At 30.0% G+C, this 15,877-nt stretch carries 12 protein-coding genes; 6 read left to right on the top strand and 6 right to left on the bottom strand.

The features are described 5' to 3' along the window. Window positions 1-19: 19 nt before the first annotated feature. Together Q0662_RS00885 and Q0662_RS00890 are read left to right on the top strand one after the other, a co-directional pair. Window positions 20-1,063, top strand: coding sequence for a ferredoxin--NADP reductase (locus Q0662_RS00885; protein ID WP_298946121.1), 1,044 nt, complete (start codon window positions 20-22; stop codon window positions 1,061-1,063). Between the two features lie 21 nt (window positions 1,064-1,084). Continuing rightward, the gene (locus Q0662_RS00890; RefSeq protein WP_298946124.1) at window positions 1,085-1,750 is read left to right on the top strand and encodes a LysE family transporter; all 666 of its coding nucleotides are present in this window, start codon (window positions 1,085-1,087) and stop codon (window positions 1,748-1,750) included. Window positions 1,751-1,817: 67 nt separating this feature from the next. On the opposite strand, the gene Q0662_RS00895 is transcribed toward Q0662_RS00890, so the two are convergent. From Q0662_RS00895 to Q0662_RS00905, 3 genes are all read right to left on the bottom strand, one after another. Further along, window positions 1,818-3,662 (bottom strand): M1 family metallopeptidase, encoded by a 1,845-nt coding sequence (locus tag Q0662_RS00895; protein ID WP_298946126.1) that lies wholly within the window; start codon window positions 3,660-3,662, stop codon window positions 1,818-1,820. Between the two features lie 69 nt (window positions 3,663-3,731). Then, window positions 3,732-5,447 (bottom strand): S8 family peptidase, encoded by a 1,716-nt coding sequence (locus Q0662_RS00900; RefSeq protein ID WP_298946128.1) that lies wholly within the window; start codon window positions 5,445-5,447, stop codon window positions 3,732-3,734. A gap of 13 nt (window positions 5,448-5,460) precedes the next feature. Then, complete coding sequence (locus Q0662_RS00905) at window positions 5,461-6,306, bottom strand: MBL fold metallo-hydrolase (protein ID WP_298946130.1); 846 nt, start codon at window positions 6,304-6,306, stop codon at window positions 5,461-5,463. 567 nt (window positions 6,307-6,873) lie between these two features. Here Q0662_RS00905 and Q0662_RS00910 point away from each other — a divergent pair. The 4 genes from Q0662_RS00910 (at window position 6,874) to Q0662_RS00925 (ending at window position 10,780) form a co-directional block, all read left to right on the top strand. Beyond that, window positions 6,874-8,139 carry a phage integrase SAM-like domain-containing protein gene (locus tag Q0662_RS00910; protein WP_298946132.1) on the top strand — a complete coding sequence of 422 codons (1,266 nt, stop codon included), beginning with the start codon at window positions 6,874-6,876 and terminating at the stop codon, window positions 8,137-8,139. A gap of 16 nt (window positions 8,140-8,155) precedes the next feature. Continuing rightward, window positions 8,156-8,797: a hypothetical protein gene (locus Q0662_RS00915; RefSeq protein ID WP_298946133.1), complete on the top strand. Its 642-nt coding sequence runs from the start codon at window positions 8,156-8,158 to the stop codon at window positions 8,795-8,797. A gap of 89 nt (window positions 8,798-8,886) precedes the next feature. Beyond that, window positions 8,887-9,180 (top strand): helix-turn-helix domain-containing protein, encoded by a 294-nt coding sequence (locus Q0662_RS00920; protein WP_298946135.1) that lies wholly within the window; start codon window positions 8,887-8,889, stop codon window positions 9,178-9,180. A gap of 265 nt (window positions 9,181-9,445) precedes the next feature. Then, window positions 9,446-10,780 carry a DUF3987 domain-containing protein gene (locus Q0662_RS00925; RefSeq protein ID WP_298946137.1) on the top strand — a complete coding sequence of 445 codons (1,335 nt, stop codon included), beginning with the start codon at window positions 9,446-9,448 and terminating at the stop codon, window positions 10,778-10,780. Window positions 10,781-11,274: 494 nt separating this feature from the next. Here Q0662_RS00925 and Q0662_RS00930 read toward each other — a convergent pair whose 3' ends face one another. The 3 genes from Q0662_RS00930 to Q0662_RS00940 all read right to left on the bottom strand — a co-directional run bounded on the left by Q0662_RS00930 (window position 11,275) and on the right by Q0662_RS00940 (window position 15,859). Then, entirely contained in the window at window positions 11,275-11,628 is a 354-nt protein-coding gene (locus Q0662_RS00930) for a hypothetical protein (protein ID WP_298946139.1), read from the bottom strand. Between the two features lie 1,017 nt (window positions 11,629-12,645). Beyond that, on the bottom strand, window positions 12,646-14,454 hold the full coding sequence (locus tag Q0662_RS00935) for an arylsulfatase (protein WP_298946141.1): 1,809 nt from the start codon (window positions 14,452-14,454) through the stop codon (window positions 12,646-12,648). Between the two features lie 49 nt (window positions 14,455-14,503). Next, window positions 14,504-15,859: a sulfatase-like hydrolase/transferase gene (locus tag Q0662_RS00940; protein ID WP_298946143.1), complete on the bottom strand. Its 1,356-nt coding sequence runs from the start codon at window positions 15,857-15,859 to the stop codon at window positions 14,504-14,506. Window positions 15,860-15,877: the final 18 nt, after the last annotated feature.

Here is a 15,877-nt window from a genome sequence, read left to right on the forward strand (position 1 = left end):
CAAAAACAAAAAATATAAAATGGCAACATTTCAAAACGTAACCATACAAGAAATAAAAACAGAAACCGCAAATGCGGTTTCTGTTGTTTTTAACATTCCTGAAAATCTAAAATCAGATTTTAATTTTACTGCAGGCCAATACATAACTCTACAAACAAAAATTAATAACCAAGAAATTAGAAGAGCTTACTCTATTTGTTCTACACCACAAAGTGGCGAAATTAGAGTAGCTGTAAAAGCTGTAGAAAACGGAACATTTTCTGTTTATGCAACTTCTAATTTAAAAGTAGGAGATGCTATAGAAATTTCTGCTCCAGAAGGTAGATTTCAACTAAAACCAAAAGCCAACAAAAACTATATTGCTTTTGCAGCTGGTTCTGGTATTACACCTATTTTATCTATGGTAAAAACGGTTTTAGAAAACCAACCAACAGCTACTTTTACATTGGTATATGGTAATAAATCTATTGCAGATACTATTTTTTATGATGAATTATTGGCTTTAGATACTAAATACGATAACTTTAATTTAGAATTTGTTTGTAGTAGAGAACGTCAAGAAAACATGTTATTTGGTAGAATAGACACTGCTTTTACCAACTTTTTTATCAAAAATAAATACAAAGACATTGCTTTTGATGCTGCTTTTTTATGTGGTCCAGAAGAAATGATACAAACAGTTTCTAATACTTTAAAAGAAGCTGGTTTTTCTGATGAAAATATTCATTTTGAATTATTTACAGTTACAGAAGATGAAAACGCAGTTTCTGAAATTAAAGAAGGTACCACAGAAATAACTGTCATATTAGATGATGAAGAAACTACCTTTACTATGTCTCAAACAGACAATGTTTTGGCAGCAAGTTTACGAAACGAATTAGACCCACCTTACTCTTGTCAAGGCGGAGTTTGTAGTTCTTGTTTAGCTAAAGTTACAGAAGGTAATGCAGTAATGACTAAGAATTCTATTTTAACTGATGGCGAAGTTAAAGATGGTTTTGTGTTAACTTGTCAAGCACATCCAACCACTGCTAAATTAAAAATTGATTTTGATGATGTGTAAAATTCCGTATTTTTGTTAAATATGGATTTTTACGACTTTAAAAATGCTTTTCTAATAGGTTTTTTCATGGCTTTTATGATAGGACCTGTTTTTTTTATGCTGATACAAACCAGCATTTTAAAAGGTGCAAGAGCTGCAATTGCTTTTGATATAGGTGTTATTTTAGGCGATATTTCTTTTATTTTAATTGCTTATTATGGAAGTAGGTCTTTATTAGAAAAAATAAAAGACGATCCTAGGTTGTTTTTTTTAGGTGGGTTAGCTTTAATTATTTACGGATTAATTACTTACCTAGATAAATCTAACAAAAAGGAAGCTATAGAAACTTCTAAAATTGTAAACGTCCCTATAAGAAACAACTATTTAAAACTTTTTTTTAAAGGCTTTTTTTTAAACTTTATAAATATTGGAGTTTTGGCATTTTGGCTAGGCACAATTTTAGTAATTGGGCCGACTTTAAACATGAATCAAAATGCTATTTTTTCATATTTTGGCGTCATTATACTTGGATATTTTACAACAGACATTGTAAAAATTATACTTGCAAAGCAATTAAAAAATAAAATGACCCCTTTTGTAATTTATAAAGTAAAAAAAATAATGGGTGTTATTTTAATTGTTTTTGGTTTTTTATTAATGCTCAAAGGCTTTATACCTAATGAAAGATTAGAGGAGTTTATTCATTAAACTTTTTAAGAAATAAAAAAAGCGAAGTTTAGTATCTTCGCTTTTTTTTGTATCTATAATTAAGTTGCTAATTTTTACCAAATACGTTGTTATCTAAATTAACATCTGCCATTAATTTACTTTTATCAATTTCTACTGCTTTTACTGTTTTAGAAGTTGTAAAAGTATAGGTTGGATATGCCCAACCCCAATCTTTAATAATGGTTGCAGAAGTTGGTTTGTGTCCTCTCATCATTCTTAAAGGAATATTGAAATTCTCTTTAGAACCATCTGTATACGTAACCTCTAAATCTATTGGCATTGGCATTTGCCCAATTCTTTCTAAAGTTATTATTTTATCATCAACAGACTTGATTCCATAATCTATGGTGTGTAAAGTTTGTGTCCATTCGTTTAAATACCAATCTAATTGGATTCCAGAAATCTTTTCCATAGAACGTTTTACATCATTTGGTGTTGGATGTTTAAAACTAAAATCTGCAAAATATTTTTTAAGCCCTTTTGCTGTATTTTCTGCTCCAATAATATATTCTAATTGAGCTAAAAACATGCTTCCTTTTCCGTAAGCTGCAAAACTATAGCCTCTGTTTGTATTAAATCTATCAGAATGTGTTGTTAACACCTCTTCAGTTCCAGAGTTTACCATGTAATTGTATCCTCTGTAGGGTCCAGCATTTGGGTTTTTATCGCCTTTATTTACTATTGCTGCAGATGCTTTAGCAGAAATATAACTTGTAAAACCTTCATCCATCCAAGAATGTTTACTTTCATTAGTTGCTAACAAAAACTGAAACCAAGTGTGCGCCATTTCGTGCGCTGTAACCCCAAATAAACTACCAAAATTTCTTTTTCCTGTAATTAATGTAGACATTGCATACTCCATACCTCCATCTCCACCTTGTATTACAGAGTATTGTTTGTAAGGATATTGACCAACATTTTTAGAAAAATATTGCATCAATTCTGCTGTTTTTGGTTGTAAATCTTTCCAGTTTTTTAAATATTTTTCCTCTAAGTTTTTCTTGTACAAAAAGTGTAAATCAATACCATTTTTCATGGTATAAATGTCGTGTTTGTATTCTGGATCTGCAGCCCACATAAAATCGTGCACATTGGGCGCTTTAAAATGCCAAGTAAGTTTATCTGTATTAGGTACATTTAATGGCTTGCTTTTATCTTGATAACCATGCCCAATTTCTTGTGGATTTTGTAAATAACCTGTACCACCAACAATATAATTTCTATCAATAGAAATTTTTACATCAAAATTACCCCAAACTCCATGAAATTCTCTAGCTATGTAAGGTGGTGTGTGCCATCCTTCAAAATCGTATTCTGCCATTTTTGGATACCATTGAGCCATAGAAAGTGCAATATCTTCTTTACTATCTCTACCAGATCTACGAATTTGTAAAGGTACTTGTGCATCAAAAATCATATCAAAAGTTACACTTTCGCCAGATTTTATAGGTTTATTTAAAGTTACTTCTAAAATTGTACCTACTGTTTCAAAAGAAACTGCAGCGCCATTTTGTTTTAAAGAATTTACTTTAATGTACCCAATTTCGTCTGATTTTAATTTGCTAATTCTATCTCTAACTCTTGGATCTGGATCTTTAATATTTAAAGACCTAACATCCATTTGAGAACCTGGTTGAAAAGCATTAAAATATAAATGATAATACACCTTATCTAATTCGTCTGGAGAATTATTGGTGTACACTACTTTTTGGATTCCTTTGTATTGATGTTTTTCTGCATCTACATCAATATCCATAGCATAATCTATATGCTGTTGCCAGTAGGTTGTAAATTTGGGTGCTGTTTTATTTGTTACGGTATGTACTTCTTTGGTTTGTGCACAAGCTGCAAAAAACAATATAAGACTACCTAAAAGAAGTAATTTTTTCATGAATAAAATTGATTTAATTTGTGATAAAAATAAAAAACAACGATAATTAAATCGTTGTTTTTTAAGTATTTATTTTTTTGAGTTCAAAATTCTATCTGCCATAAGTAAAGCATTATAAGCATTTACAACTCTACCTGAAACAGATAAATCTGAAAAGGGAACTTTTATACCCGTTGGGTTTTCTCTAGATTGAGAACCTGGTTTGATAACATCGAAATTAATTTTTAAACCAGAGTTCATTAAAATATGTTTTACCTGACTTGCAGATAATTGTGGATAATAAGAACGAACCAAAGCTGCAACACCTGCTGCAGAAGGTGCAGCCATAGAAGTACCACTATTTGGCGCATATTCATCTTTTGGCATTGTAGAGTACACCTCTACACCAGGTGCAAAAACATCTACATTTATTTTGCCATAATTAGAAAAACTTGCGGGTAATTTTTCGTCGTAATGTAAACTCATTGCTCCCACAGTTAAAACATTGTCAGTAATTTCGTTTAATAAATCTTTAGAATCGTTTGGATAGGTTTTATCTACATCTATATTTTTACCATCATTACCAGCTGCATTTACAATTAAAACATCATTTTTTGCTGCGTATTTTATAGCATCATAAACCCATTCTTTATTGGGTGAGTAAGCTTTACCAAAACTTGTATTGATTACTTTTGCGCCATTATCTACGGCATATCTAATTCCTAAAGCTACATCTTTATCATGCTCATCGCCATCTGGCACAACCCTAACAGGCATAATTTTTACATTTGTTGCTACACCATTTACACCTTTGCCATTGTTTCTTGTTGCTGCAACAATACCAGATACATGTGTACCGTGACTTTCTAAATCTTTAGAACCAATTACGTTATTATTTCCGTAAAATTTATCATTAATATCATATAAATTGTCTGGTAAAGATTGGCGAGCGTTAAAATCTAAATCGTAACTTTTTGCGCCATCTTGGGTTTTTAAATAATCTACTAATTGTTTTTTATAATCTAACAAGCCTTTTTCTGTCATTCCTCTTTGTAAAAGACCTGTTACGTCTGCAATTTTTGCAGCCATAAGATCGTCTGATGGTTTTAAGGTTTTTAAAACATCTACCGTTAAATTATTTGTACCTGCTAGTTTTTTAACATCCTTAAAATTGCTTTCTATTTGATTTATTCTTTCAGCTGTTTTCTTTAAGTTTTCTATTTCTGTCTTTTTTTCTGCAGCCCTAGCTTCAAAAGTTTCTTTTAATTTTAAATATTGTTGATAGGTTTCTTTATCTTTTTCAGAAATTTCTGATGCTTTTTTATCACCAAAATTTTCCATGCCTCTTTTTACAATTCTAGTAATTTCTAATTGGTCTGCATTTACAATGGTACCATCTTTGCTTCCTAGAAAATTCCATCCATGTATATCATCTGCATAACCGTTTTTATCATCATCTATATTATTACCAGCTATTTCTTTTGGGTTGGTCCAAACAACATCTTTTAAATCTTCGTGTTCTATATCTGTACCAGAATCTGCAATGGCAACAATTACTGTGGTACCGTTTTTACCTTCTAAAAATTGATAAGCTTTGTCTAAACTCATACCAGGTATAGAGTCTGTTTCTACATCCATATGGCTCCAAGTTTGCAACTGGTCTTCTGTTAAAGTTCCTTTTTTTGCAGGAATATTTATTACGGTATCTGTACCTTTTGGTACTGGAATTGTGTTGATTGATGATTTACAACTTGCAAACAATAGGCCTGCTACAAGTGTATACATTACTGATTTTAATTCGTTCATTTCTCTCTTTGTCTTAATTAAATATGTCTGTAAATTTGAATGTTTGATCTAATCTTACTCCTTTTTCTGTATGTTTTACTGTGCAAATTTCGTGATGTGCATCGTGTTCTAAAAAAAGGTAATAATTATTGTCTGCAGCTTCGTTTAAAAAAGCGGCTTTTTCTTTAATAGTTAATAAAGGTCTTGTATCATAGCCCATTACATAAGGCAGTGGAATGTGCCCAACAGTGGGTAATAAATCTGCCATAAAAATAAGTGTTTTATCTTGATAGGTTAATTTTGGCAACATTTGTTTTTCTGTATGTCCATCCATAAATAAAACATCAAAACCAATTTGATCTATGGCATTTCTATGGATAAACTCTAACTGATCATTTTCTTTTATTGGGTTGATATTTTCTTTTAAAAAGGATGCTTTTTCTCTTGGATTGGGTTCTGTGGCCCATTTCCAGTGTTTATCATTAGACCAAACTTTTGCATTTTTAAATGCAGGCTGTAAAAGTGTTTTATTGGCATTCCATTCAATTACACCTCCACAATGATCAAAATGTAAATGGGTTAAAAATACATCTGTAATATCTTCTCGATGAAAACCAAATTTTGCCAATGAAGTATCTAAAGAAAAATCTCCAAATAAATAATAATACCCAAAAAATTTATCAGATTGTTTATTCCCTAAACCTGTATCTATTAAAATTAAACGATTGCCATCTTCTATAAGCATACAACGCATGCTCATTTCTATTAAGTTATTGGCATCTGCAGGATTTGTTTTTTGCCAAATGGTTTTAGGAACCACCCCAAACATTGCACCACCATCTAACTTAAAATTACCTGTTTCTATTGGGTAAATTTTCATACTTCTAAATTAAAAAAATCATTAAAATAATTTGATACAAATAATTTAATGATTTATAAATAGTAAACCAAATAAACTGGTTTACAAATATGAAAAAAAAAGTGTTATTTTCTGTTAAGAAAAATCTAATTCTTAAGAAGTATAACTTGGTTTTTCTACTTTATTTGTAGCAGTTTTAGAAATTTTTACGGTTTTTAAATACTTTGCAACTTTTCTAAATTTTTTATGAATTGCCAATCCTAAAACAACATTACTTTTTAACTAATTTTTACAAAAAATAAGCTTAAAACTTCTAACCTCATAATAATCATTCAAATTCAAAAACAATAAAACCTCAACTCGCCTAATATTAGCGTATTGAGGTTTTTTTGAGGTGTCTAGCGGACACCAAAAGATGTTTTTACTAGATTTTAGTTATTCTTAAAAACATGAGTTATTCTTTAAAACATTAAGAATAATGAAATAACAAAAACATATAAGAAATAATAGGAACATAAAATGTGGGTAATATTGTGGGTAATATTTCGAATAAAAAACAATAAATTTGCAATATAAATAAACAATATATTGGCTAACATAAATTTTAAATTAAACAACGGAAAAGCTACTGAAAAAGGTAAAGAGTATTCAATTTACATTCGATATAAGTTTGGAAGAAAAGTAGATATTAGAAAAGCAATAGGCTTTAAATCAAAATCTGAAGATTGGAATAGCGAGAAACAAGAAGTAAAAAACAGAATCCATATAAAAAACCGTACTCAAATCAATAATCTCATCAAAACTTTAATTAGAAGAATTGAAGATTTTGAATACAACTTGCTCCAAAATGGTAAGCAACCTGATCAAAAATACGTCGAAAGAAACTTTAAAACATTCTTTGGAAGTAATGATGATAAATCAATTCCAAAAAACTTATTTGATTTTATTTCTGCTCTACAAAAACGCCCAGATGTAAAAAAATCTAAAGCAAGTGGTACTTTAAAGAACTATTTAATTACTGAAAACATACTAAAACGATTTAATAACGAAGTTTATAAAATCGATTTCGATAATATTGATATGGATTTTTATAACGATTTTATAGATTGGTGCGAAAAACAGAATTTAACTAGGAATTACATAGGTAAACTTGTTCAAACTTTTAAATTTTTCTTAAACACAGCAACATTAGAAAAAATCAATACAAATTTAGAATTTAAGAATCCACGTTTTAAAGTTATTAGAGAGGAGGTTGATAACATCTATTTATCTTTGGAAGAACTGAACAAAATTTATAAATTAGACTTATCCAAACACCCTAAATTAGACCAAGCAAGAAATCTATTTTTAATTGGTGCATACACAGGATTACGTGTTTCAGATTTTAATTATCTCAATAAAGAAAACATTTACGAACATAATGGAGAAACATTTCTAAAGGTAAAGACCAAAAAAACACCTAAAAAAATAGTAATACCACTGCGTCCTGAAGTTAAAGAAATTCTGAAAAAACATGGCAACAAACCACCAAAACGAATGCCAGATCAACAAATCAATTATAAAATAAAAGATGTATGTGAAAATGCTGGGATAGATGAGCAAGTTAAAATAACAAAAACTACTGGTGGAAAAAAAACAACAACAAAAAAATGTAAATTTGATCTCGTAAAAACACACACAGCTCGTCGATCATTTTGCACAAATGCTTATTTGAGCGGTATGAATCCAGTCGACATTATGCAGATTAGCGGTCACTCTAGCGAAAAGACATTTTTAAACTACATTAAAGCTGATGCTTTACAAAAAGCTATTAAAATTAGTTCACATCCATTTTTCAAGGGAGAAGATTGTTAAAAACAAATAGAAAGAAATGAATGCACATATTGACCTTTATCAAGAAGTAGAACCTATTATTGAAATGAATTCAAAGGATCTCAAAATTAAATCGATTGATGAGCTCTCTGATTTGAAAGCACAATTGAAAAATGTTTGTAGAAGAATAAAGACTGATCGGAAAAGGTTCGATAAAACAAAGTCTTTTTATAGAGATTCAGGCTATAAGATGAATGATCTTGATGAAAAAATTGATGAGATAAAAAAAATAATTAAAGACAAGGGAAAGCAAACAGAAAAAATTAAAGATTTATCCAAAAAACCTAAGTACGAATACTACATTATCGCAAAACTTCTTGCTACAAATAAAATTGAAATTCAAGAGGAGAAATTTCTTTATAAAGGTATTAAATATATGAATGGAGGAGAACTGAGCAAGATAATTAACAATGAATATGGTATAAATAACCAAGCTTTCACTCAATACTTAACTGATTATAGATCCAAAGGAGGAGAAAAATACTTCTTAAAAACTTTTGATAGTGACGATAAACCTGATAAAAAGAATATTAAAATTCTAAAAAAATTAAACCAATATTTTTCAGATAATCAAATCATCGTGTCGAATAAAGAATTTATATCATCTTTCAAAACTTTAGAAAATAAAAATCTAATTTAAATCTAGATTTTTTTAAGATTAAAATTCTATAAAACAAATACTTAATATAACTACAATGTAATTTCGCTATAAATTTAAAACAATAATTTATGTCGAATCTTATCTTTATTCAATTATCAAAAAAAGAACTTGTAACCTTACTTAAAAGCGAAGTTAAAAATGCCATTAAAGACATTTTAACAAAACCCAAAATCGCAGAGTTAAAATCCTTTGAAAAACCACACCTTACCAGAAAAGAAACTTCAGAGTTCTTTGGAGTCAGTCTTAATTGCATTAATGATTGGTGTAAAAAAGGCATCTTAAAACCCAAAAAAGTGGGTCAAAGAATTTTTTTTCTAAAGACAGATCTCTTTAACACATTATTTGGCAAAGAAGAAATTTAGAAAAATCAAAGCTTTTAAAATTGTCTTAGTTCTAAAAGGTAAACCTAGTCTATTTTATATGTATAAAATGACACCCAAAAACCAAATTAAAAACTAGAGAAATACTACCGCTTTAATAGTTAATTGAATGGTCAATTACTTGTTGCTATAATTGTATGAGGCTGAAGAAAAGTAAGCAAAAGATATAATTAAGATTATAAAGGCTAGAAATAATTCTAATAATCGACGTATGAACCGCCTAAAACAAATTAAATTACATAAATAAATGATACATGCAATATCAAAGGCTAAAAGAGCACATAGAAACGCAAATAAAAATGATTTAAACAATTCTCTTGAAAGCAGGAACGAAAAATCAAATCAAAAAAACTTCCCAGTAGAAGTTTTCCCTAAAACCATCCAAGATTTGATTGAAAACGCAGAACAAACAGTTGGGTATAATCCAGAATATTTAAGTGCTGGAATCTTATCTACTTGTGCAACTGCCATTGGTAGTTCTGTAAGATTGTTTAACGGATCCTATCACAACCCTCCTATTTTATGGTTAAATATTATTGGAAGATCTGGAGACGGTAAGACACATCCTCTAAAATTTGCTAAACAACCCATAACAGAAATGGATAAAACGAGCTTTAATAAATACATTTCTGAGATGCAGAAATATTCTAATTCTGAGGAGAAAAATGGTGAGAAACCCATCTATAATAAAACTATTCTTAGTGACTTCACTCCGGAAAAACTATCAGAAACCCTTCAACATAATAAAAAAGGTGTTTTAATTTTTAGAGATGAACTCTTAGGATGGATCAAGAGTTTTGACAAATATAAAAAAGGTGGTGATCAGCAAATGTATTTAGAGTTCTTTAATGGTGATGCCATTTCTGTTGACAGGGTATCTAAGGGGCCTATTCGTGTTGAAAACCCTAATGTAAATATTCTTGGTGGAATGCAGCCTAAAGTTCTAAAAGACATGGCATCCAACAATAGAGAGAATGATGGTTTTTTGGCTCGGTTCCTATTTGTATATCCTGAAGATCTAAAACCAAATATATTTACTGGAAAACAAATAGATGAAAGCCAATATCAAAGCTACAATAAGCTGATCAAAGATTTATTTGGCACAACTAATAAAACTTTAAAAACATCAGAAAGCCAAATAGAGATTTATAAGAATTGGCAGAAAGAAAAAGTTAAAGAGTGTCATCATGATGATCTAGAAACATTAATACATTCAAAATTAGAAACTTATGTTTGGAGGCTAGCTTTAATTTTAGAGATGATAGATCAAACCACAACAAATACTTTTAGTGATAATCTATCTGATAAGAGCTTGAATAACGCTATAATATTGGTAGAGTATTTTAGAGAAAATGCACTTCGAGTTTATAACAAGTTGTCTTCTACAAACCCTTTGGATAACTTAACTAAAAACAAGCTAGAACTTTTCAAAGAATTACCTATAGAGTTCAAAAAAGGAGAGCAATCGGAATTGTTTAAAAAGCACAAAGTTACAGGAGGATCCTTAGCCAGGTTTCTGAATAAAAAAGATCTTTTTATGAGAGTTGATAGTATTGGTAATTACAAGAAGAAGTTTAAATAAGAAAGTTTACTTTTAAGACTAAGCCACCTATTTAAAAGTAGGTGGTTTTTTATTGCTCCTTACCAACCTTTACCAGTGGATTACCACTTTAAAACCTCTTAAAACCCATATCAATGTTGAGGTGTCCCACGATTACCAGGTTTACCACCCCTTATAACCTCAGCCAGATGAACACTAAAAATAGTACTTAAACCCATTTTACAAAATCACCCACTCTGTACACTCTACTATCACTAGGCATAAGGATGTGGTAAATTGGAAGAAAGTACTTTGTGAGGGGTGGGTCTCTAAATTTTAAACAAAACTATCTATTTAGTTAATGATTCTGTATAGGTGGTTTTTTATTGCTCCTTACCACGCTTACCACTCGCTTACCACTTTTAAACCCCTCCTAACCCCTACCACTGTTGAGGTGCACCACGATTACCAGGTTTACCACCCCTATAGATTAAAGGATAAAAAATAGAAAGAATTACTTCTTTCTATTTTCTTTTTTAACTCTCTAAAAATGAAATAACTTCACTCATACAAGACTCCCATGAAAACCAAGCTAGCCAGTTAAAGTACTGAATTTCATCTTGTGGACTTGGTTTATTTTCTAGTTTTCCACAATCAGATTCAAATTCTTCTAGGATTTGTAGTATGCTCAAATGATACTTTTTTGCAAAAGCTACAGTATCCTTGTAATAAATCATTCCTGGGACTGACCCTGTATTTGCTGCATAATAATCTTGAGGGCATTTAATAAGTTGTTGCCATTCAACGGTACCTTTTTTTAGGATTTTTTTGTGAAATTCTGGATTTGAGCTGTGCTTTTCTAAAAATGTTTTCTTGCTTAATTTAGACATAATTTTAGGTTTATATCTAAGGTCTCTAGGAGTTTTTTTAGCTCTAAAAAAAAATCTGAGAGAACTTCAAAAATAATAGAAATTTAAAATTATTGAAAAACCCTTTCAAAAAGCACTAACTTAAGGAGTATATAACTAAGGCAACTAAACTGTAAACTTCATCTTATATAGGTGTTAGAAGGGTACATACTATATTGAAATTTCGCCCCATTTCCCCTTGCAACCAACACTTATCAAAGGTCAGAAAGTGTTTTTTTATTCTTTTTTTAATAAAAAATATTAATTAAAAATGATATTAAAAAAAAAGTGAAACGAAATCATACATTTTTCCAGATTTTATTTTACTAATAAAAACGGTAAATTATATCATTAATACAGTTTCAATAAATTAAAGAAGCAAGAAATATCCCTTTAAATTTACACTGATACTTTTTCCAATTTATTAGCTAATAAATAGTTAAAAGGCCTTATTCATTTCGTTAATTAATAATTTTAGATTTTAGTTTTTTTTTATTTACCCATCAAAAATATAATTCGGTGAATTCACTGGCATTTTTTATTTAAGGCATTTTAAAATTCAAAAGTTATCTTCGATGATATAAAATATTGATCTTCTATAAAACTCTGTAATAAACTTCTTTGATTAAAAAACCCTAAAAGAGAGATTCACAAGTGAAAACCAAGTATACAGTGTATTGCATTTATCACATGCATAGGATTTAGTACCTGGTATTAATCTCATAAAATTTCTTCTAATCATTCTGTAACTGGACATTGATTTACATTTTGGACATGCTTTCATTTTGGATGATAAATTATTGGATTAATGTCATTTAATTCTTTTATAATTTCACAATTTATTTTTGTTAAAATGCACATTTCTTAGAAACACAAGATACTTGTTAACAGACACTTAAAGAATAAAAAAAAAAAAAACATTGTATCTAATATAAACATATTAAATATTTTTATTTTATCATGAAAATGCCATATGATCTTTTTTAATATTCAAAGAAATTATAACCTAGTCACTTTTATATAAAATGCTCCCCAATCTTCTTTTTCATTATTTGTAAACCAAGCACTCATATCAGTTTTTCCTTCTGTGAAATTACCTTCAAAAACAATTGATTTGCCATTTTTATCAATATTTTTTTCTTGCTTCCAAGCACCTATTTGAACTCCTCCTTTTATAAAGTTCATAGTTCTTCCTTCGCTAATTGCTTCTGTTGCAATTGTAGCTGGTCTTCCTTTTACAGCATCATTGATTGCCAAATCAGACTCAAATGGCCATCTACTAATTTCTATTTGATATTTTCCTGATTGTTCAAACTCTACAGTAAAATTCCCACCCATAGGATTCTTTTTTGCTTCTCTTATAAAATCCTGATTCCAAGGGATTTTAGAATCATGTACATGTGTATCATGACAAGTTAATTCAATTGGATTTTGATGATCTGAACCTAAAATAATTACAGGAAACTGATTGAACTTTGATGAAACAGAACTCCACCATTCATCATAATGACCTTTCATTTTTTCAACAATTGCGGGGTTTTGATTCGCGATATTATTCTCTTGACCTGGATCTTTAGCTATATCATACAGTTCCTTACCATTAACTAATCTCATTTTATCGCTCATAACCGCACTTTTTCTCCATTTAACTGGAGCTTGTACTCGTTGTGAATCTGTTACTAAATATTCTCTATTAATGGTTTTCTGATTTCCTAAAATTACAGAAGACATGTCTGATCCATCAATTTTTATATTTGGTAATTTAATATCACAAAGTGATGCTAATGTTGGTAAAACATCTATGTGTGCAGTTAATTCGTCAATATCTTTACCTCCTTTTATATCCATTTTAGGATAAGAAATAAAAAACGGCACTCTATGACCTCCCTCATATTCACTGTTTTTTGTTCCTTTCATACCTGCATTAAATCCGTGTAATTTTCCGCCAACTTTTTTATAACCAGAAGCAGTTCCATTATCAGTCATAAAAATAACAATGGTATTATCATCAATTTTTAAATCTTTTAATTTTTGCTGAAGTTTAGCAAAGTTATCATCAACGTTCGTTATCATTCCATAAAAAATCTTTTGAAATTCTGGAATATCTAAATCTTTGTATTTATTATAATACTCTTCAGGAACATTATATGGTAAGTGTGGCGCATTTGTAGAGATATAAGCAAAAAACGGTTGGTCTTTCTTTTCTTCAATATATTTTATTGCTTCATCAAACCAAATATCTGAACAATATCCTTTGTATTTTGTAGGCACTCCATTTTTCATGTATGTATCATCAAAATAATCATTTCCCCAATAATCTGGAGTTTGTCCAACACCACCTCCACCATGAGCAACTGTGTGTTTAAAACCTTTATCTTGAGGTCTAGAAGGGTAAGTATCACCTAAATGCCATTTACCAAACATTGCAGTTTCATAACCATTTTCTTTAAAAATATCAGCCATAGTTACTTCTTCTTTTCTTAAAATAGAAACTCCACCTATGGTATGCCAAACACCAACTCTGTTTGCATATCTACCTGTCATTAATCCAGATCTTGAAGGCGCACAAGTTGGACCCACGTGAAAATCTGTTAATCGAACTGATTGATCATGAAATTTATCTAAAGCAGGCGTTTTAACCAATGGATTACCATGCGCAGCTATATCTCCATAACCTTGATCATCAGTTATTACAATTATAACATTTGGCTTTTTTGTTGCTTTACTAGAAGTTTCATTTATCGATTGAGATATACATGAAATTGTAAGTCCAAATAGAGCGATTAATAATATTTTTGTTTTTTTCATTTTATTCTTTTTTTATATTGATTTTAGAAGGAAATAGTGCATTTTAAAATTATTTAGGCAACTCTTTTTTCCAATCTTTCCATAAACTTTTAAGTTCACTTACAAGCTTTTTATTATTTTTTGCTAGATTGTTTTTTTCAAACGGATCGTTAACAATGTTATACAATTCTTCTCTATTAACTTTCTCATTAAACAAGAGTTTCCAATCATCATTTCTTACTGCTGCTTCTGCCCAATGATTAGAATTCGCTTTTGGAAAACGCCATTCCCAAAATAATGGTTTTGTTCTTTTAAAACTTTTATTTTCTAAAATTGATGTAATATTTTCTCCATCAACTTTATAATCTTTTGGCAATTCAATTTGCGCTAAATTGGCAAATGTTGGTAATAAATCTACTGTAGAAAGTACACTTATGGAATCAACTTTATTTGCTTTTACGTGATTTTTCCATTTTACGATAAAAGGTACAACAACACCTCCTTGCAAAATATCTACTTTTCTGCCTTTTAAACCAGCTGTAGAACCTGCTTCTTTTGATGGACCATAAGCCGCTGGGCCATTATCACTAGAAAAAATAATGATTGTATTTTCATCTAATCCCATTTCTGATATTGACGTTAATAATCTACCAATATGAAAATCTGCGTCTTTTAAAACAGCATAATAAGTTTCCTTGCTTGGTGATAGATCTTTAAAAAATTTACGTTGTTCTTCTGATGGCCAAAGTGGTGTATGTGGATCTTTCAACCACAAATTAACAAACATTGGCTGTTTTCCTTTATTTCTTTTGATAAAATCAATGGTTTCATCCACAGCAATTCTACTAGAGCTTTGTACCCAAAGCGAATCGCTATCCATATATCTTGTTGTTGGCCACTTTTTATCTCCTTTCCAAGTTGGGCCATTACCATTCCAAACTCTAGTTTCGTCATATCCATAAACCTTTGGTTCTGGTGCATTTGGATCGCCATTTGGCAAACCACCACCACCTAAATGCCATTTACCAAAATGAGCCGTTTTATAACCTGCTTCTTGCATTGTTCTTGGTAAATATACAGGTAAAGAATCGTCTAAATAATCTGGCATATTTCTCTTCACGTTAAAATCATGTTGAGCAAAATGACCATGAACTCTATGTTTTGCAGGAAAATGGCCTGTTAAAACGGTTGATCTACTTGGAGAACAGACTCCACTTGTAACGTGAAACTGGGTATATCTTGTGCCATCTGCAGCCATTTTATCTAAATTAGGAGTAACTACTTCCTTATTTCCATAAACACCTAAATCTCCATAACCCCAGTCATCAGCAAAAATAAAAATGATATTAGGTTTTGTAGCTTCTACTACTATTTTAGCATCTTTTTTAGTTTTACTAAATGAAAGTATTAAAATTATAACTAACAAGGGTATGATAAATTTTAG

It is taken from the genome of uncultured Polaribacter sp., assembly GCF_947503855.1.
Taxonomy (GTDB): domain Bacteria; phylum Bacteroidota; class Bacteroidia; order Flavobacteriales; family Flavobacteriaceae; genus Polaribacter.

What these genes read in the sequence shown, in the direction of transcription:
- Q0662_RS00885 (WP_298946121.1), top strand. Translation starts at nt 20, where the DNA reads ATGGCAACATTTCAAAACGTAACCATACAAGAAATAAAAACAGAAACC.
- Q0662_RS00890 (WP_298946124.1), top strand. Translation starts at nt 1,085, where the DNA reads ATGGATTTTTACGACTTTAAAAATGCTTTTCTAATAGGTTTTTTCATG.
- Q0662_RS00895 (WP_298946126.1), bottom strand. Translation starts at nt 3,662, where the DNA reads ATGAAAAAATTACTTCTTTTAGGTAGTCTTATATTGTTTTTTGCAGCT.
- Q0662_RS00900 (WP_298946128.1), bottom strand. Translation starts at nt 5,447, where the DNA reads ATGAACGAATTAAAATCAGTAATGTATACACTTGTAGCAGGCCTATTG.
- Q0662_RS00905 (WP_298946130.1), bottom strand. Translation starts at nt 6,306, where the DNA reads ATGAAAATTTACCCAATAGAAACAGGTAATTTTAAGTTAGATGGTGGT.
- Q0662_RS00915 (WP_298946133.1), top strand. Translation starts at nt 8,156, where the DNA reads ATGAATGCACATATTGACCTTTATCAAGAAGTAGAACCTATTATTGAA.
- Q0662_RS00920 (WP_298946135.1), top strand. Translation starts at nt 8,887, where the DNA reads ATGTCGAATCTTATCTTTATTCAATTATCAAAAAAAGAACTTGTAACC.
- Q0662_RS00925 (WP_298946137.1), top strand. Translation starts at nt 9,446, where the DNA reads ATGATACATGCAATATCAAAGGCTAAAAGAGCACATAGAAACGCAAAT.
- Q0662_RS00930 (WP_298946139.1), bottom strand. Translation starts at nt 11,628, where the DNA reads ATGTCTAAATTAAGCAAGAAAACATTTTTAGAAAAGCACAGCTCAAAT.
- Q0662_RS00935 (WP_298946141.1), bottom strand. Translation starts at nt 14,454, where the DNA reads ATGAAAAAAACAAAAATATTATTAATCGCTCTATTTGGACTTACAATT.